Raw genomic sequence first — 19,324 nt, 5'->3', positions numbered from 1 at the left:
CCTATTTGCATTCTCTCCGGAATGTTATCCCTACTATATACAACAAAGCATTAACTAAAAAAGTCTTGCAGCGTTAAAACTGCAAGACTTCTTTTATTTAAGAACAAACAGGACTGACTTCCGTGTTATTGTGAAGGGCCCTCCTTTTAAATACAACTTAATTTACCTTCACCAATTTCACACTCCTGGTTTCACCTGTAGAAGTTGTTATCTTCAGAAGATATATACCCGGTATGCTAATACTGTTATAGGTATTGATACGGACAAGGTTTTTGCCGGCTGGCACATCTCTTCTGATTTCTGTATAAACGCGTTTACCATTCAGATCACTTATTTCTATCGCCATCACAGGAGCTGAATGCAGTAGTGTCATATCTATAATCAGGTTATCTGTGAATGGATTTGGATAGATAGCAGTCTGAATACTGCCAGCTGGATTATTATCGGATGTCAAAGCAGGTGAATGATCCGGGATGTTAGCGGCCATTACCGTCGTTTGTTGCAGGGTCTGAACATTTGACACGGCATCAATTTCCATTGCATTCAAATAGCCTACCTGGCTGCCTGTAGGAATGCTGAGGGTAAAAGCTATCTCACCGTTGGCATTTGCAGTCAGATTAGTAAAGTCAGCGGTAGTAGAGGTGTTATTTTGTGCTTTCAATGTTTTGCTGATGCCATTAATGGTAAACTGGGTACTACCATTGTCTGGTTGCGGCGCCCACCATTTACTGTCAGACAGGAATTTGATGGTGTACGTTGTATTGGAGCTCAACCCGGTCAGATGTCCGTGCATGACCGGCGCACCGGTAAAGAAGCCCGGGAGCGCACCAAAGTAAAGGTATTCAGCGAGGACTACATCCGGGTAAACACCACTGTTGTTGCCCGTAACCGCTCCTTCTATACCTGCTGCCCACCAGCTTTCATCAAATCTGAGTCCTACAGTAGTAGTTTGACCCTGGTCGTTTTTAAGGCCGGAAGCAGTTCCTGTAGAGAGGTTATTCCATGGCGCAGGAGCCGTGTTATTGAGTTTGAAGTTCAGGAACAGTTTATAGCTGCCATTCGAAGTAGCAGGTATGTTTACAGTGATGCTGAAGGTGGTTGTATCTGCAGCATTATGGGAATCCCGTGCTATCACCCGGATATTACTGAAGGTACCTGAAGTGCCGGCCGGAGGGGCAACGGACAACGATGTTTTACCTCCGGATTGGACTAGCGTCACGAACGATGGCAGGTTTACTGTACTATAGGTAATCGGATCTCCGTCCGGATCTATAGCTGTTACAGGTATGCTGAGCGTAGTGCCGGCATTGAGTGTTTGGTTGCTGATGTCTGTTATTACTGGTGGATGATTACCAGATGAGCCTGGATCTACTTCCATTGCATTGAGATAACCTACCTGTCCACCCGAAGGAATGCTCAGTGTAAAGTTAATCTGACCGGTCGCATCTGTTGCTACGTTTTGGAAGATGGCAAGGTGGGAGGTATTATTTTGAACATACAGTGATTGGGTAATACCGTTGATAGTGTATTGTGTACTGCCATTGTCAGGCTGAGGTGCCCACCACTTGGAACCGGAGTAGAATTTCACTGTATAAGTTTTGTAAGCTTCCAGGCCGGAGATACGACCGTGCATGGCAGGTGCTCCCGTGAAGAAGCCTGACAAAGAGCCAAAATACAGGTATTCCGCCATCACAGAATCCGGATATATACCGCTATTATTGCCCGTAACAGGGCCTTCTGTGCCAGCTGCCCACCAGGTGTCACTGAAAGTAAGACTTACATTGGTGGCATGTCCGGCGCTGTCCTTCAAGTTAGTGGTCGTAGCGCCGGAAATATTATTCCACGGTGCACTTACATGGTTATTGAGCATGAAGTTCATGAACCACTTACTGGTGGATACAGCGGGGCCGTATGGAGCGGTTGTTCCTCTTACTTCAGCAGATACCGGGCCGGCAGCATAATCATTTACCGGACGTACCTTATAGAAGTAGCTGGTATTTCCAATAAGACCGCTATTGGTAAACGTTAGTACATTGGTGCCGGTTTTTCCTACCAGCGTATAGGGCCCACCGGTTTGAGTGCCTCGGTAAATTTCAAAATATTTTTCGCTGTATACCTGCGTAGAGCTCTTGGTCCATGAAAGCGAGATGGAGGTTGAGGTGACACTACTTACCGTGAGGTTGCTGATGGCGGCAGGGCCATTTAAGCCGGTGGCGTTAATGACTTTAAAGGTGTCGGAATAAGCGCCGATACAGTAATTGGGAGCCGTTACACGTGCCAGATAGCCACCTGCCACAGACGTAGTGTAGGTGTTCGTACTGCTGAGTACTGTATTACTGCCCGCACGTCTCCATTCATACTGGATCATACCTGTAGGTACCTGCATTGTAACGGTGGTACTGCCGTCGGGGGCGGGCAATACATTGCTGGCAAGGGCCGGAGAAGTAGTCACGATTGGTGCAGGAGAAGAAGGTTTATAACTGATCACCAATGGCGTCGGTGACCAACCGGTCCATCCATTGGGCAACTTGCCTCTTACACGATAACTACCGGGGCTGGTTACTACCAACGAGTCGGCAGTAGTAATAGAAATGGTGACACCGTTTTTCTGCCATTCATATTGCTGGAATCTGGGAGCTATACCAATGGTGATAGACTGCCCCGGACAAAATGTAGTAGCATGAAATAAGGGGTATGGATTCAGCCTGTTGGCTCTTAGCATGAAAGGGGTAAAATCCGGTTCATTCCATGCGTCTGTCCAGGTGTTGTGCCCATCTTTAGGATAAGTAGTGAGTTTAAAATTACCGCCTGCTGCTACTATCCTGGCGGCTACCTGGTTGGTGGTGTAAGGGGCTGGGCTACCATCCAATCCGCCCTGGAAAAGCCACAGGGGGGTGTATTTGAATATGTTGATAGAATCACCATAAGCCAGCGTCATAGCACTCATGGGAAGGAATGCAGCTACAAGTTGAGGGTAGCGGAAGGTAAATTCCCAGGTGCCCCATCCTCCACCAGACAAGCCATTCAAAACTAAACGATCAGGATCACCTTTACAAGAGCTAACTATTGAGTCTACTACCTCTTTCAGATTGTCGTAGTCATTAGGCCCCCAATAGCCACCCTGGCTTTGGGGATAAAGAAGGTAGCCATCGAATTGACCATTGTCTACACGGGAAGCCCATAGCTGTCCTCCCCAAGTTAGCTGCTTTTCATTATTGTAAATCGTTCCTTTTTCGCCTACTCCGGCAAAGAACAGGAATATGGGATATTTTTTTCCATCATTTATACCAGGAACATACGTTTTGGGGAATTTGAGGCGGAACGCCATATTTTTATAAATATAGCATTTATAGGAATCGGTATTATAGGCCATGGTTACAGTTCTAACCCACTTAGTGATTTTATTATATTGTGGGGTAGCCGGCGGAGCTGCTGAATTGTAAGTGATAACCGGATCGTTGGGATTTAATGCTGATTGTGCATTGACTACATGCAGGCCAAGCATGATGGGCACTAGAAGGTGTATGTATTTAAAATTAATACTCATGAAAGTATATTTATATTATACATTTCCTAAGTTTTTGAACTTGAATCGCAAAAAAAAATCGCCCAGTTAGCCAGGCTATAGCTGCAATCCTATGAAGACAATAAAAGTTACATACCTGCCGGAAGGCACATGTCTGGCGGCATTGAGGATTTGTCGAAGGAGAAGGTTGGCTAAAATTATCGTCAGGTTAGTAAGTCAGGCTCGTTCACTCGCTAGATTCATTTACTCAAAGTGTGAAAGTAATTTCACCATGACATTCAAATGCTAAAATAAGAGTTTGCCCGTTGACAATTATTTTTTTTTGGCAAACGATCGTTTTGGGTTAGTAAACGCGAAAATATCGGGGGTGAAATAAAATCAGGAGAGGAGGACTAAACGGCCGCGTTGCGGTGAGCTCGTTTTTAAATAAAGAAATGAATGATAAACAGATGGATGTGTATCTACATATCATACTGCTGGTGTTTCATTATAATCATCTTTCTGGTTGTCATGGATGGCTATATCCCGGACGAAAAGGCAATTATTTATAGTATTGTTTTATATAATATTATATTTCTGTTTCCTGGTGCAAAAGCTGGATTTATTTTTATAATCTTGCGTACCACACCACTTATATGAACCGGTACCAGCAACAAACGGATGCAGACCTGATGTTGTCCTTGCAACAGGACGATGGGCATGCCTTTACCGAAATCTACAACCGTTACTGGAAGAAATTACTGGCCATTGCATATATCCATTGCAGGGATAAAGCGGTGGCGGAAGAAATTGTACAGGAAGTGTTTATCAGCCTGTGGAACAGGCGGCAGGAGCTGTCTGTTGACAAAGTAAATGCTTACCTGGCCACCGCCGTACGGCTATCTGTTTTTAAACAGTATGCCCGGCAGCAACGCCGGGAGCAGATCATTGCCGCAACTGCCGACCCGGTGATATCCGGCTGGGACGAAGAAAAGATCTATACCCGGTTCCTGCAACAACAGATCAATGGGATCGTGGAAGTTTTACCCGAAAAATGCCGCCTGGTATTTAAACTAAGCAGAGTAGAGGGGCTGAGCATCCCAGAAGTTGCCCAGCGTATGGGCATTGCCGAAAAAACAGCAGAAGCACACCTCACCAAAGCCCTGAAAGTACTGAAACTCAAATTGAATCGTCCTTATATATGGGGACTGATGCTGCTCCTGAAGGTACTGATCCCATAGATTTTTCCACTTCACAAAAAAAGTAGCACCTGCACTAAGGGAAAGTAGGCCCCTTAGGGTACATATCCCTGTAACTGTAATTCCATGTTATTGGAAAATAATGTATTTCGCCTGGCACGGGGCGGAAATTGGCCAATTGTATGAAGGTGTACCAGCAACAAACGGATGCAGACTTAATGACGTCCCTGGGAAAGGGCGACCGGCATGCTTTTACCGAAATTTACCAACGCTATTGGAAGAAGCTGTTGGCCATCGCCTATATCCATAACAGGAATAAAGCTGCGGCGGAGGAAATTGTACAGGAAGTCTTTATCAGCCTCTGGAACCGGCGCCATGACCTGTGTGTCGATCAGCTGAATGCTTACCTGGCCACCGCCGTAAGGCTGTCCGTTTTTAAACGTTACCTGCGCCAAAAGCGCCGGGCGGAAATTATCGCGCAAACAGCAGGACCGGCCACCAGCACCTGGGATGAAGAAAAGATCTATACCCGGTTTTTGCAGCAACATATCAACGGGATTGTAGAAGTATTGCCTGAAAAATGCCGCCTGGTATTCAAGCTAAGCAGGATCGATGGGCTCACGATCCCTGAAGTAGCACGGCGAATGGGCATCGCGGAGAAAACGGCAGAATCGCACCTTACCAAGGCGTTGAAAGTGCTGAAGCTTAAATTGAATCCTCCTTACTGATACCAGTCATTTTTTCTCTCTCAAAAAAATTATTTCAGACACTAAGGGATAACCTTATTTCCGTGGTACATATTGCTGTAACTATAAAAACCATACGTTGAAGGACAATATATCTCAACTCATTGAAAAATACCTGGAGGGCACCATTACGCCAGCGGAGGAAGAAACGCTGATGGACTGGTACCAGCATCGTAATCAAACCGATGCCGAATGGCCGTCCGATACCGTTGACGAGGAGGAAACGGTACGTTTGCGTATGCTGATGCGCCTGCACCAGCAAATGGAAGTGCCGTCAGTTGCCCCAAAAGGTTCCAAACGGGTAGTATATTACCTATCGGCCGCCGCCTCTGTAATCGTTATATTGGGTATTGCCGCCTATTTTATTTATCCGCGGCTTCATCCGGCGCCTAAACCAGCAGCCATTGCACAGGCCATCGGTGATATTGGTCCCGGTAGTAATAAAGCTATATTAACGCTGGATAACGGCGACAAAGTGATACTGGAAGATGCGAAGAACGGCGTGATTTCCCGGCAGGGCAATGCGGCAGTAAATAAAACAGACAGCGCTAACCTGCTATATAATAATGTAGCAGCGCAAGGGACTATGGCGGTTGTTTACAACACCGTAAGCACGCCCTATGGAGGGCAATACCAGGTAACGTTGCAGGATGGCACTAAAGTGTGGCTGAATGCCGGATCTTCCCTGCGCTTCCCTACTACTTTCCCCGGAAATGAGCGCCAGGTGCAATTGACCGGTGAAGCCTATTTTGAAGTAGCTAAAGATAAAACGAAACCTTTCCTCGTCACCGTAAATACCACCACCGATAAATCCATGACGGTGCAGGTATTGGGTACCCATTTTAATATCAATGCTTATCCCGACGAACAGCATAATATCACTACGCTCCTGGAAGGAGCTGTAAAGATAAACTATGATCAAACCAACTTATTACTGGTGCCCGGCAAAGAGGCTATCCTGCATAAGGTGTCCGGAAAAATGGATATCAAAGCCGCCGATACCGAAGAGGCTGTAGCCTGGAAAAATGGCTACTTCTTATTTAATAATGATAAAATAGAAAATGTTATGCGGCAAATCAGCCGCTGGTATAATGTAGAAATTACTTACCAGGGCGATGTGTCGAAAAAGGCCATCGGTGGGAGCTTGTCACGCTATAAAAATGTATCTGAAATATTAAGGATGCTGGAACTCACCGGCGCCGTTCACTTTAAAACAGAAGGAAGGAGGATCATCGTTATGCCATAAAACTATCTGCAATCCGCAGGAAGGCTATAAAAACAACCGGGAGCGCGCCAACGCCCCCGGAAGAATGACCGCGGAAACGGTCAGTTTGAGCGCTTATCCCTGTGGAAGACAAATTTTTCTCGCAATTGTAGTCACAGTCATCTGATTATAGAACTCAAACATCCAAATGTAATGAAATTTTACATACCTGACGTATGCCATGAAAAAGGCAGTTGTACGCACAAAAAACTCCTGTTGATTATGAAACTGACCTTTGTTTTAATGATCGCAGTTCTTATGGAGGTAAGCGCTTCCAGCTATGCGCAGAAGATAACGCTATCAGCTAAACAGATCTCACTCGAAGATGTATTCCGCCAGATACGGAAGCAAACGGCCTATAACGTTTTATGGGATGTAGAAACGTTAAGAGATGCCAAACGGGTGGATATACGTGTTAACAACGCCACCGTAGAAGAAGTATTGCAGAAAAGTTTCGTGAACCAGCCCTTTCTTTATACCATCCAGGAAAACACCATAGTGGTAACACGCAAGCGCGGGGAAGCGCCTGTAGCCATTACCATTAAAGGACGGGTAACGGATATGAGTAATCATCCATTGCCCGGCGTGGCAGTGCGATTGAAAGGAACCCAAACCGGTACCGCTACCCAGCCGGATGGTTCTTATTCTATTAATGTACCCGATGGAGAAGGCGTACTATCCTTCAAATACCTGGGATATACACCTAAAGAAGTACCTATTAATGGTCAAACCGTGATCAATGTACAACTGGAACAAACCTCTTCTCAACTGGGAGAAGTAGTGGTGGCCTATGGCAGACAGCATACCCGCGAAATCGTGGGCGCCGTAGCAACGCTGTCGGCTACCGATATCAAGGACCAGTCGACCGGTACCTTCGCTGAAAGATTGCAGGGTAAATTGCCAGGCGCACAGGTAGCGCAAACCACCGGCCGGCCCGGACAAAGCATGGATTTGCGTATACGCGGTGCTGCATCTTTAACCTCCAACGTACGCCCCCTGGTGGTAGTAGATGGGCAACCGATGCTTGGCGACCCCGATAATATCAATAATATCAACCCCGATGAAATTGAATCCTTTACCATTTTGAAAGATGCTTCCTCTACCGCCTTGTATGGTTCACGCGCGGCCAATGGTGTGATTCTGATCACTACCAAAAGAGGAAAGTCCGGCGCCACACAAATCAATTTTAATTCCTACTACGGCGCCGCTTCCCTGATGCGGGAACTGATTCCCCCGGTAATGGATGCCACTCAGCTGGCTACTTACATGAAGGGATTTTATGAAGATAAGATCAAGTACGAAGGCTATACCGGCGGTATCCCCGCGGTATACCAAAACCCGGAGCAATACGGTAAAGGAACCGATTGGTTCAGCGTATTAACCCGGACAGCCCCTGTACAGAATTATAGCATTGCCATCAATACCGGTAACGACAAGTCGGCCTTCAGCATGGTGGGTGGTTATTTTGACCAGCAGGGTATCCTGAAGAATACCGGTTATAAACGCTTTTCGCTGCGTGTAAATGGCGACTTTAACCTGGGCAAGCGCGTGAAGCTGGGCTTCGGCGTAGCACCTTCTATGCAGCTGGAGCATAATAACCGCCAGGGTACCGGCTTTAACGTAGATGGTCAACGCGCCATTTTTGCATCAGCCTCTATGATGCCTACCATGGGGTCGCCTTATAATCCCGATGGCTCGCTGGCCCTGGGCATTTCAGGGTTTACCAACCAGTTTGTATGGGCTAATCCACTCCGGCAACTACTGGAAGTACAGGATGATGCAAATCGCCTGCGTGTACTGGCGAACCTGTTTACCGAAATAAAACTGCTGGAGCACCTGACCTTCCGCGCTTCTGGTAGTGCCGATGTAGGCAATATGACCCGCAACCGGTTTATTCCATCTACCTCCATGGGGGGATTCAACGCGCTGCCAATCGAAAACCCGCCACCAGGAAATAATACCGCCCTTGGAGAGTCGCTGATCAATAATGTTTATTCCTGGCTCAACGAAAACACGTTGACTTACCAGAACCGCTTCGGTGAAAATCACTCGCTGAATGTAATGGGTGGTTTTACCGTACAACGCTCCACCGCTTTTTCCAGCGATGTGGTGGGTCGCGATTATCCCGATAACAGCGTATCCCAGCTATCGGCTGCTACCCGCTTTACTACCAACACGTCCCGGTTTGATGCGTGGACAATGGCGTCGCTGCTGGCGCGTGTCAACTATAGTTATAAAGACCGTTACTTTTTACAGGCTACCATGAGAAGCGATGGCTCGTCCCGCTTTGGCGCCGATCACAGGTGGGGGACTTTCCCTTCCATTGGCGCCAGCTGGATGGTGAGTGACGAAGCCTTTCTCAAAAATATATCTCAACTGAGTTTACTGAAAGTAAGAGCCTCTTATGGTTTAACCGGTATGAATGAAATGGGTGGGAATTACAGGTTCGCAGCCGGTGTAGGCTCTGCCAACTATGTGTTCTCAAATGGCCTGGCTCCCGGAAAAGTGCAGAACAGCTTAGGTAATCAAGGACTAGCCTGGGAACGTAATAAGCAATTGGATATAGGTTTTGACCTGGGCCTGTTCGACAACCGCATCACGCTGGCATACGATTACTACGATAAGCTCACCGACGGCTTGTTGTTTACCGTACCGGTGCCGCAATCTTCCGGCTTCAGCAGCGTACAGGACAACCTGGGTGATATCCGCCAGTGGGGACATGAAATTACAGTGAGCACGAAAAACCTGGTTGGTGCATTTAAATGGAATACCGACTTCAACATCTCCTTTAACAGGAACATCGTGAAAAGGATTGGCCTGAATAATATTTCTTTTGCAGATGCCCCTACGACTACCCTCTCCGAATTTACCGACTACAGAACGCTGGTGGGAAAACCTGTTGGCCAGTTTTATGGATATGTGTTTGATGGCATTTTCAAAAACCAGGCAGAAGCCGATGCAGGCCCCAAATACTATGGCACAGGTACCACCACGCTTTCCCAGGCGGGCACCGTGCGGTTCAAAGATTTAAACGGCGATGGTAAGATCACCTTCCCGGAAGATCAAACCGTAATAGGGGATCCTAATCCAAAATTTATCTTTGGTTTGAGTAACAGCTTTCAATACAAAAATTTTGATTTGAGTATTGCCATATCAGGCACTTACGGCAACAAATTGAAGAATGGTATGCAGGAAAGTACCTACAACCTGGATGGCGTATTCAACGGTCCGCCGGAATTGCTGAACCGCTGGCGCTCTGAGTCAGATCCCGGAGATGGAAAAGTGGCGCGCACATTAGCCAATACTACGGCCGCTTACCGTACAGACAATACCCTGTTTATCCATGATGCATCGCATATCACCATCAACAATATCACGCTCGGGTATATGCTGAGAAAGTTCAGGACGCAATATATCAAGAACCTCAGGTTGTATGCTTCTGCACAAAACGTGTACATCTTTACCAGCTATCCCGGTAACCCGGAAGTGAGTGCTGGAGGACTGGCATTTGTGACGCAGCAGGGACAAGACCTGGGTGCTTACCCACTGCAAAGAACCTTTACGTTTGGCTTGAACCTTGGCCTTTAAAAATCAGCAAAAATGAAAAAGATTATCTGTTCCATATTAGCGGTACTAAGCCTCTCAGCAACGTCCTGTAAAAAGTTCCTTACCGAAAATGATCCCAACAATGTAACGTTAGGAAGTTATTTCAAAACGGAAAACGACTTTAACCTGGCAGTGAACGGCGCCTACAACCAGTTACGGGGATTATATAACAACAAGAGCGCCTGGACCATGGGCGAAATGCGCTCCGATAATGCACACTATGATTATAAATCTTCCGATCAGGCCGTAGCTACGGTAAACCGTTATGCAGTGGCCGATTTCCTGGATGATAAATATAACAACCAGACGCCACCCAAGTGGAATGCCGCTTATAATGCGATTTCCGCGGTGAATGTAATCGTAGACCATATCAACGATATTAAGTTGTCGGATGCCAGTCGCAACGCCATCCTGGGCCAGGTGAAATTTATCCGCGCCCTGGCTTATTTCGACCTGGTGCGTTTTTACGGAGGCGTACCCATTTATGATCATGCACCATTGGGCCGTGAGCAAACCTATATTCCGCGTTCCACTGCGCAACAGGTGTATGACCTGATCATTGCGGATGCCACCGATGCGGTAGCAAAACTGGCGGCGCCTACATTCCCGCAAACCGGCCGTGCCACCAAAGGCGCCGCCTTAACCCTGCTGGGCGATGTATACCTGACGCTGAAAAAATACGACCTGGCAGAAGCAGCCCTGAAACAGGTAACGACCATGGGGTATTCGTTGTATCAAAACTATGGCGACGCCTTTCAACTCTCTAATAAAAACGGCCTCGAATCCGTGTTTGAAATCCAGTTCAACAGCGGGCTCGCCACCCCACAGGCAAATACCGACGCATCGATCTATAATTTCCTGCCGCGCATGGTCAACACCACGGTAGTAACGGGCGTTAACTTCAACAGCGTAACCACCGTTGGAGGTTATAATACGCCCACACAAGACCTGATCGATGCCTATGAAGCAGGTGATCAGCGCCTCGATGCGTCCATAGCCATAGCGGAAGGCACCTTTAATGGCACCGACGATTTTACCGCCACCGCTGTAAAATCATCGGTGAATTATACGCCGGCGCCAGGCAAAGTAGGCCGCCCGTTTCCTAAAAAGTTTCTCCACACTCATACCATCGGCAACCAAACGAACGACAACTGGCCTGTTTACCGCTATTCAGAAGTGTTGTTGTTGCTCGCGGAAAGCCTCAACCAGCAAGGTAAGACAGGTGAAGCCCTGCCTTACCTCAATGCGGTGAGAGAACGCGCCTTTGGGGATGCACTGCATGATATCACTACCGCCGATAAGACGAACCTGCAAGCTGTGCTGCTGAAAGAAAGAAGGGTGGAACTGGCCTTTGAAAATAAGCGCTGGCTCGACCTCGTGCGTACCGGTAATGCCATCACGGTAATGAATGCCTTTGGCGTGAAGCAAAAGGCACAGTACAGTTACCTGCGGCCAGGCAGCTACAATGTAACGCAGGACAGGCTATTGTTTCCGATACCCAATGCGGAAGTATTGCTAAACGACAAACTCACACAAAACCCAGGATACTAAGTCCTTTAAACTCGCTTTACATAACAAGATGAAGCAATGATTTACACCAAGCGGGGGATAGGCAAGTCCCCCCTTGTTTTTACAAAAAACTGCATCCATAACTAAAACTTACTATCATGAAAAATGTCGTGATGAGGGCAGGTATTGCCCGCTTACGGTCAACCCGTGTTCAGTTAACAGTTTTTGCTTGTAGCTTGTTAGCTGCCTCCTGTACACAACGGGCAGAACAACTACCCACTTTAGCCGGTACCCCCGGAAACGGGACGGTAAAAACAACTACCGCCGCTACCACAGCTCCCACCTGTTGTTGGGTAGCTGTCACCAACCAGGCCAACAGCAAGATAGAAGTATATGACCCGGCAGATGCTTCCTGGACTACGCCCAAATGGAGCTGGATGCCGACCACCGCGCTGTCGTACAACGCTACCAGCGAAATCCCCCTGTGGGAAGCCCCTACAGATATTAAAGTGAGGAATAACACCGTATTTACCGGTACCGCACAAGTGATCACCGCCACCTCTTACCGGCTGGCTACTATTGCCCGGTATACGGGCACGGGTACACGTGGCCAGAAGCTTTGGGTAATGGGCTTTAATGATACAACGCGGCTACATGCCATGGAAATACTGCCCGATGGCAACTGCATAGTAGCCAGCGCCGGCGCCGCATGGCCGCAGGGATGGATACGCATCTATTCTTCTTCACAGCCAGCGCCCAATCATGGCGTTAACACCCAGTATTTTTTTACTTCTGCGCATGCCGTGCTGTGGGATGATACCCACCAGGTATTATGGGCGCTGGGCAATGAGCTGAGAAAATACGGTTACAATACCGCAAGATCGGGAGGTACCATCACCAATCCGAAATTAGACTTACTCGCTTCCTATACCGTGTTACCTTCCGCCTGGGGACATGACCTGTCGGCCGATGTAAATAATCCCGATCAGCTGTTGCTGTCCACCAATGGCGGCACTTATGTATTCCATATTTCAACAGGCGCCTTCAGCGACCTGCCCGGCGCGGCACAACAAACCATGGTAAAAGGTATCAGCAGTCAACCGGGTCAGAACACCCTGGTGGAAACGGTGCCCAGTAATGCTTGTCCGCTGTATCCCGCCAATACCTGGTGCACTTCTGTAGTTAATTTTTACGATGCCACCACCGGCGCCGCTACCGGCTCCCGTACCGTAGGGGGCGCCGCCATCTATAAAGGAAAAACATTTGATCCAAACTACTATTGATACGATGAGGAAAATAATTTTTGCAGGCGCCCTGCTTGGCGGCGTGTTTTTTCAGATAGCCTGCAGTAAAAAGTCGGGTTCCTCCAACGGTCCAGATAATAACCCGCCAACTGTGCAGCCTCCGGTGTCTTATCCGGGGCTGCAGCTGGCGCTCACCAACGATAACAGCAAGCAGGTAGAGATTTACGATCCGACAGTGACTAACTGGAATACCAGCGAGGCAAAGAAATGGAGTTGGTCACCCACTACCACGCAGGGATTCAGCACCGCTGAAATCAAAGCATTTGGGGGCGGTACCGATTTTAAAGTCAGGAAAATGAAAGTCTGGCAGGATGCGGATTATGCGGCCATCAGCGACAACGGCATGGCAACGGTAATCGCCTATCCTTCCGGCAAGCGGGTATGGTCGAAAATAATGAGCGGCAACCTGCACTCCGCAGAGCTGTTGCCCAATGGAAACATAGCCCTGGCAGCCTCCGATGGTAACTGGATCCGCGTATATGCATCTTCCCAGGGAGCAGATAATAATACCTATGCGGAGTTTACCCTGGGCGCTGCGCATGCGGTGTTATGGGATCCTGGTATCAACGCGCTATGGGTAACCGGGCAGGACTTGTCCAACAATGCGCATATCCTTACCGCGCTGGCAGTGGGCGGCACAGACGCCATGCCTGAACTAACGGAACTCACACAATACCGCGTTACGTTACCTACTGTGTGGGGCCACGAAGTAGGCGCGTACTATGGCAATAAAAACCTGTTGTGGGTAACCACCAACGGTGGCGAATATGTGTTTAATAAAACCACTAAAACCTTTAGTGCCTCACCTACCAACAATCTCACTTTTGTAAAAGGAATCGTGAATCAGCCCAGCGGACAGATTGTGCTGGTGCGCCCCGACGCGAATAAAAATCCGCGTCCGGAAGTGAGTTGCAACCTGAATGGCTGGTCTACCAGCACGATTGATTTTTATACCGCCGGCGGACAATGGCAGGGCTCACGCGTAGTAAATGGCGCCTGCTTCTATAAAATAAAGATGGTGTACAATAATTACCAGTAATGTATTGGAAGAAATATATAACAACAGGAGTGGCCTTGCTGGGCTTTTTGGTTAATAGTAGCACGGCCCAGCATATGGCATCAGCGCTGATTCCGGCGCCCCGCACAATACAATCGGATACGGGGAGTTTTGTTTTCAGTGCCCGCACGTTGATAAGTGTCGATGCTGCGGAAGCCCGCACCGTACAAATTTTTACAGACCATTTGCGGCGCAGTACCGGCTTTGATAACAAAGTAGTAGCGCATGCAGATAACAATGGCCAACCGGAGTTATTGATCACCAACAAGGGGACTGCACAACTACCGGAAGAAGGATACCGGCTAGAGGTAACGCCCACCCATATCACACTTGCCGGCAAAGGCGCCGGCTTGTTTTACGGTATGCAAACTTTGTTGCAACTGCTGCCGGTACAAACAAAAGATACCATCGCTATTCCATGTATGCGCATAGAAGACGCGCCCCGCTTTGGTTACCGGGGATTGATGCTGGACGTGTCCCGGCATTTTTTTACCGTAGAAGAGATCAAAGACCTGCTCGACCTGATGGCGGCTTATAAGTTGAATCGTTTCCACTGGCACCTTACTGATGACCAGGGATGGCGACTCGAAATCAAGCGTTATCCTAAGTTAACGGAAGTAGGGGCCTGGCGCGTACCCCGCCTCGGGTTCGGCGATAAAACATTACCACCGCAGCCGGGCGAAGCGGCCACCGATGGCGGTTTTTACACACAGGAAGAGGTAAAAGAAATCATCCGCTATGCGGCCGACAGGCATATTGATATCCTTCCCGAAATAGATGTACCCGGGCATGCCATGGCGGCCATTGCTGCCTACCCGGAACTATGCGTAACGCGCAATCCGCATATTAAAGTGAATCCCGGTAGCAGCTTCGCCAAATGGTTCTCTACCGGAGGTTTTGAAATGTATGTCGATAATTCCCTCAACCCTACAGATGAAAAGGTATACGAGTTTCTCAATAATGTATTTGAAGAAGTAGCTGCACTGTTCCCTTATCCCTATATCCATATCGGCGGTGATGAGTGCTATAAAGGCTTTTGGGAGAAAGATACCGCCGTACTGCATTTTATGAAACAACATCAGCTGCGCGATGTACATGCGCTGCAAGGTTACTTTATTGCGCGATTGAATAAGATCATTCTCGCCAAACACAAAAAAATGATTGCCTGGGATGAAGTAGCCGCCAGTAACCCGGACGGAAATTTTACGGTCATGAACCGCTTCGGAGAGAAGGGCGCCATGACACAAACCAGGAGAGGCCTAGATATTATACTGGCGCCCGGTGGCAACGGTTTTTATTTCGATTATGCCCAAAGTCTCTCCGACCAGGAACCTTCCAGCCACGGTGGCAATGCACCGGTATGGAAGACTTACGCGTATAACCCGGAGTACCCGGCTTTATCAAAGGCGGATAAACAACATATCCTGGGGGTAGAAGCCTGCCTGTGGACTGAACATATCCCGAATATATCCAAGCTGCAATACATGTTGCTGCCACGTATGCTGGCCCTGGCGGAAACGGGGTGGTCGGCCGAAGCGGTGAAAAGTTATCCGCGCTTTGCCGGTACGGCCCTTCCGGTACACTTGTCCCGCTTCGATAAAGCGGGCATTAACTACCGCGTACCGGCTGTTTTTGATGATACAGATACCACCATCGTAACCGGTATTTTTAAGTTAGCGATTGATCAACCACCGGTTCCCGGCGCTAAAATTTACTATACACTGAACAACCGGCCTCCAGGCGATTACGATCACCTGTATACGGAACCCGTTACCATTCGTATTCCTAAGGGGAAAACCATCACGCTTAAAACCATCGTGATTACCCCGGCGGGGCGCAGAAGCATCGTCACGCGCACTTTGCTGGATAATACTAAGCCATCTGAAAACTAAGTTTCTTTTTATGCAGTATAATATTCGCTTCTTTCTTTTTCGTGTGTTGATAGCCGTTCTAGCGTTGGCGTGTAGCCGTGTAAGTGCACAACAGGAACGGTTTGACAAGGTGGCAGCGGGCTTTAAAAGTCCTGGTCGCGATTATGGCACAGTACCATTTTGGGTGTGGAATACGAAGATCACTAAAACGCTGGTCGACTCTATGCTGAACGATTACCGGAAGAATGATTTCGGCGGTGTGATCATTCATGCGCGGCCGGGATTGATCACGGAGTACCTGTCAAAAGAGTGGTTCGACTTGTTCGACTACTCCGTACAGCAGGCAAAAAAGCTGGGGCTCAATATCTGGATATACGATGAAAACTCCTATCCAACTGGTTTTGCCGGCGGATTAGTAGCCGATCAAATGCCAGAGGCCTATAACCAGGGGCAGATGTTGTATATGGAAGAAGCAACGCAGTTACCCGCTGATTTATCACCCTTTTTCCTGTGCCTGAAAGAACAGGATGGTGCCTATAAGGATATCACCAGCCATGTTGCAGATGAATCGGGCAAGCAGGGACATTACCTGTTATTCCGGAAAGTGAATTACCAGAAATCCAACCGTGGCTCTGTAGCAGGCCCTATCGGCGTGTCTTATGTAGACTTAATGGCAAAGGGCGTTACCGATAAATTTATAGATGTTACTTATAAACCCTATGAGAAAGTGGTGGGTCGTGAATTTGGGAAAACGGTGAAAGGCGTTTTTTCCGATGAGCCCACTATTATCAACGAAGGGCAACATTCAGTGCGCTGGACACCCGATTTATTCGATCGTTTTTCCCATACCTGGGGCTATGACCTCCGTTTGCACTTGCCATCGCTGTTTAAAGAGGTGGGCGACTGGAAACGGGTACGGCACAACTATTACCAGGTACTGCTAACGCTGTTCATCGACCGGTGGGCTAAGCCTACCTATCAGTACATGGCTGCGCACCAGTTGACCGGCACCGGGCATTATTGGGAACATGGCTGGCCCAGTCCCTATCACGGACCGGATAACATGGCCATGTATGCCTGGCAGCAAATGCCGGGTATCGACATGCTCTTCAACCAATACAACGAAGACAAACCGGTACAATTTGGGAATATCCGCGCAGTGCGTGAATTGGGAAGCGTAGCCAATCAATTGGGTAAAACCCGTACCCTGTCGGAAACGTATGGCGGCGGAGGCTGGGAGCTGACCTTTAAAGATATGAAACGCCTGGCCGACTGGGAATTTGTGTTGGGGGTAAATTTTTTAAATCAACATTTATCATTTTCTACGTTAACGGGTGCACGTAAATATGACTACCCACCGAGTTTCTCTTACCATGAACCATGGTGGCCGTATTACAACGAAATGAATCATTATTATACGCGCTTGTCTTACCTGTTGTCTAAAGGGCAACAGTACAACGACATCCTGGTACTGGAGCCTACCACCTCCGCCTGGATGTACTATGCCAGGAATGGAGAAAATAAGCGATTCTTCGATATCACGAAGGCCTTTAATGATTTTGTGACCATGATGCAACGGGCGTACCTGGAGTATGATCTGGGCTCAGAAAACATTATCAAAGACCAGGGAAGAGTGGAAGGAAAACACTTTGTAATTGGCCGGCGGGCCTACCAATATGTGGTCATCCCACCGGGAATGGAAAATATGGACGGTACTACGTTTCGCTTGCTGCAAAAATATATCGCCGCTGGTGGCAGGGTGGTACATTTTGAGCAGGTACAATTGATAGATGGAGCCCCGAACAAAGAGTTGAATGCCATTCGCCAAACGGTAAATGAGGTGAGTCGGTCTGTATTACTGCATCAATTGCACAACAATGGCTTTAGCATCGCAGCATTACACGGCGACACAATTGGCGGCAACATTTATCATCAGCGCCGCCGGCTGGCGGATGGTGAGCTGCTGTTGTTAACCAACGCCAGCATGACGGGAGCCGCTGCGGGCAACATCAATATGCCCGGCAAAGATGTGCTGGCGCTGGACCTGTATAAAGGGAGTATTCACCATTACGACTATACGCCGCAGCCAGAGGGGGTTAGCATCGCCTTCAACATCCCACCTGCAGGAAGCATGATGCTGTTTGTGGCGGATAAAAAAATACCCGGTTATGAAAAAGAGAGGGCGCCTGCGCAATGGACTACCGTAAGCGCTTCCTCTACCACAGTGAGCCGGCTCACCAGCAACACGCTCACCATAGACTTTTGTGACCTGCAATTACATCAGCCAGACTCCGGTTATAACCAACTGCATGTAGGAATGGCGTCCAATATGGCATTTAAACACTTCGGTTTTACAGATGGGGTAGGTAATCCCTGGAACAACCGTACCCAATACAGGGATGCCATTGTGCGGCGTGATACGTTTGCTACCGGTACCGGCTATACGGCTACCTATCATTTTAAAATACAGGCTGGCGTACATTACCAGGGCTTCAGCGCGGTGATAGAACATCCGGAGCTTTGGCAGCAGGTGAAAATTAACGGCGTTACAATCCGGCAGGAGCCCGGGCAGTGGTGGCTGGATCGTTCTTTTGGTGTATACAGGATTGGTCAGTATATAAAAGCCGGGGATAATGAATTAGCCATAACAGTATCACCGATGCGGGTATATGCGGAGATTGAGCCGGTTTATATTTTGGGAGATTTTAACCTGGAAGCGGCTGCACAAGGATGGACCATCGTGGCGCCGCAGCCATTACAACTGGGTTCCTGGCGCAGCCAGGGCCTGCCGTTATATGGACAGGAAGTAACTTACACTAAAACGTTTACGGCTATACGGGGCGTATCCTACGCCATTACGCTGGGGCAATGGAAAGGTACGGTGGCTGCGGTAAAAGTAAATGGCCGGTTGGCCGGCACTATTATCGCCGAACCCAATCGCCTGGAAATAGGACCGTTCGTAAAAGAGGGGAATAATACGGTGGAAGTAACCGTGATTGGCAGCCTCAAAAACCTGTTGGGGCCCTTTTATAATAAACCGGTACCAGGTTTAGTGGACCCCGGAAAATGGTACAACATCAAAGTGCAGCCGCCGGGAAATGACTATGATTTGTATGATTATGGGTTAATGGAAGATTTCCAGGTGCAAACTGCCACGTCAAGGCCGTAAAGCGCTCCTCATCACCACTTCCAACGCCATGCCCTTCAACGCCATAGGTAATATGGGGTCCTATCCATATATGGTTTGGTGGAGACGGTAGCTA

The 19,324-nt window shown here is 48.3% G+C and carries 10 protein-coding genes; 9 read left to right on the top strand and 1 reads right to left on the bottom strand.

Going from position 1 to position 19,324, the window contains the following annotated elements:
- Nucleotides 1-157 precede the first annotated feature (157 nt).
- Complete coding sequence (locus FHW36_RS18730) at nt 158-3,547, bottom strand: T9SS type A sorting domain-containing protein (RefSeq protein WP_145671100.1); 3,390 nt, start codon at nt 3,545-3,547, stop codon at nt 158-160.
- A 614-nt stretch (nt 3,548-4,161) separates the two neighbouring features.
- On the opposite strand from FHW36_RS18730, the gene FHW36_RS18725 reads away from it, so the two are divergent.
- The 9 genes from FHW36_RS18725 to FHW36_RS18685 all read left to right on the top strand — a co-directional run bounded on the left by FHW36_RS18725 (nt 4,162) and on the right by FHW36_RS18685 (nt 19,230).
- Entirely contained in the window at nt 4,162-4,746 is a 585-nt protein-coding gene (locus FHW36_RS18725) for an RNA polymerase sigma-70 factor (RefSeq protein WP_145671099.1), read from the top strand.
- 140 nt (nt 4,747-4,886) lie between these two features.
- Complete coding sequence (locus FHW36_RS18720; RefSeq protein WP_145671098.1) at nt 4,887-5,432, top strand: RNA polymerase sigma-70 factor; 546 nt, start codon at nt 4,887-4,889, stop codon at nt 5,430-5,432.
- Between the two features lie 97 nt (nt 5,433-5,529).
- The gene (locus FHW36_RS18715) at nt 5,530-6,696 is read left to right on the top strand and encodes a FecR family protein (protein WP_145671097.1); all 1,167 of its coding nucleotides are present in this window, start codon (nt 5,530-5,532) and stop codon (nt 6,694-6,696) included.
- Between the two features lie 240 nt (nt 6,697-6,936).
- Nucleotides 6,937-10,302 (top strand): TonB-dependent receptor, encoded by a 3,366-nt coding sequence (locus FHW36_RS18710; RefSeq protein WP_186452518.1) that lies wholly within the window; start codon nt 6,937-6,939, stop codon nt 10,300-10,302.
- Nucleotides 10,303-10,314: 12 nt separating this feature from the next.
- The gene (locus FHW36_RS18705) at nt 10,315-11,871 is read left to right on the top strand and encodes a RagB/SusD family nutrient uptake outer membrane protein (RefSeq protein WP_145671095.1); all 1,557 of its coding nucleotides are present in this window, start codon (nt 10,315-10,317) and stop codon (nt 11,869-11,871) included.
- Nucleotides 11,872-11,987: 116 nt separating this feature from the next.
- Entirely contained in the window at nt 11,988-13,112 is a 1,125-nt protein-coding gene (locus FHW36_RS18700) for a DUF6528 family protein (RefSeq protein ID WP_145671094.1), read from the top strand.
- 4 nt (nt 13,113-13,116) lie between these two features.
- On the top strand, nt 13,117-14,172 hold the full coding sequence (locus tag FHW36_RS18695) for a DUF6528 family protein (protein ID WP_145671093.1): 1,056 nt from the start codon (nt 13,117-13,119) through the stop codon (nt 14,170-14,172).
- Complete coding sequence (locus FHW36_RS18690) at nt 14,172-16,082, top strand: family 20 glycosylhydrolase (RefSeq protein WP_145671092.1); 1,911 nt, start codon at nt 14,172-14,174, stop codon at nt 16,080-16,082. The genes FHW36_RS18695 and FHW36_RS18690 overlap by 1 nt, the downstream gene beginning before the upstream one ends.
- 10 nt (nt 16,083-16,092) lie before the next feature.
- The gene (locus FHW36_RS18685; protein WP_145671091.1) at nt 16,093-19,230 is read left to right on the top strand and encodes a glycosyl hydrolase; all 3,138 of its coding nucleotides are present in this window, start codon (nt 16,093-16,095) and stop codon (nt 19,228-19,230) included.
- Nucleotides 19,231-19,324 lie beyond the last annotated feature (94 nt).

It is taken from the genome of Chitinophaga polysaccharea, assembly GCF_007829335.1.
Lineage (GTDB): Bacteria > Bacteroidota > Bacteroidia > Chitinophagales > Chitinophagaceae > Chitinophaga > Chitinophaga polysaccharea_B.
Note: the sequence above shows the minus strand (reverse complement) of the source record. Positions and strands in the feature narration are given on the sequence as shown.

What these genes read in the sequence shown, in the direction of transcription:
- FHW36_RS18730 (WP_145671100.1), bottom strand. Translation starts at nt 3,547, where the DNA reads ATGAGTATTAATTTTAAATACATACACCTTCTAGTGCCCATCATGCTT.
- FHW36_RS18725 (WP_145671099.1), top strand. Translation starts at nt 4,162, where the DNA reads ATGAACCGGTACCAGCAACAAACGGATGCAGACCTGATGTTGTCCTTG.
- FHW36_RS18720 (WP_145671098.1), top strand. Translation starts at nt 4,887, where the DNA reads ATGAAGGTGTACCAGCAACAAACGGATGCAGACTTAATGACGTCCCTG.
- FHW36_RS18710 (WP_186452518.1), top strand. Translation starts at nt 6,937, where the DNA reads ATGAAACTGACCTTTGTTTTAATGATCGCAGTTCTTATGGAGGTAAGC.
- FHW36_RS18705 (WP_145671095.1), top strand. Translation starts at nt 10,315, where the DNA reads ATGAAAAAGATTATCTGTTCCATATTAGCGGTACTAAGCCTCTCAGCA.
- FHW36_RS18700 (WP_145671094.1), top strand. Translation starts at nt 11,988, where the DNA reads ATGAAAAATGTCGTGATGAGGGCAGGTATTGCCCGCTTACGGTCAACC.
- FHW36_RS18695 (WP_145671093.1), top strand. Translation starts at nt 13,117, where the DNA reads ATGAGGAAAATAATTTTTGCAGGCGCCCTGCTTGGCGGCGTGTTTTTT.
- FHW36_RS18690 (WP_145671092.1), top strand. Translation starts at nt 14,172, where the DNA reads ATGTATTGGAAGAAATATATAACAACAGGAGTGGCCTTGCTGGGCTTT.
- FHW36_RS18685 (WP_145671091.1), top strand. Translation starts at nt 16,093, where the DNA reads ATGCAGTATAATATTCGCTTCTTTCTTTTTCGTGTGTTGATAGCCGTT.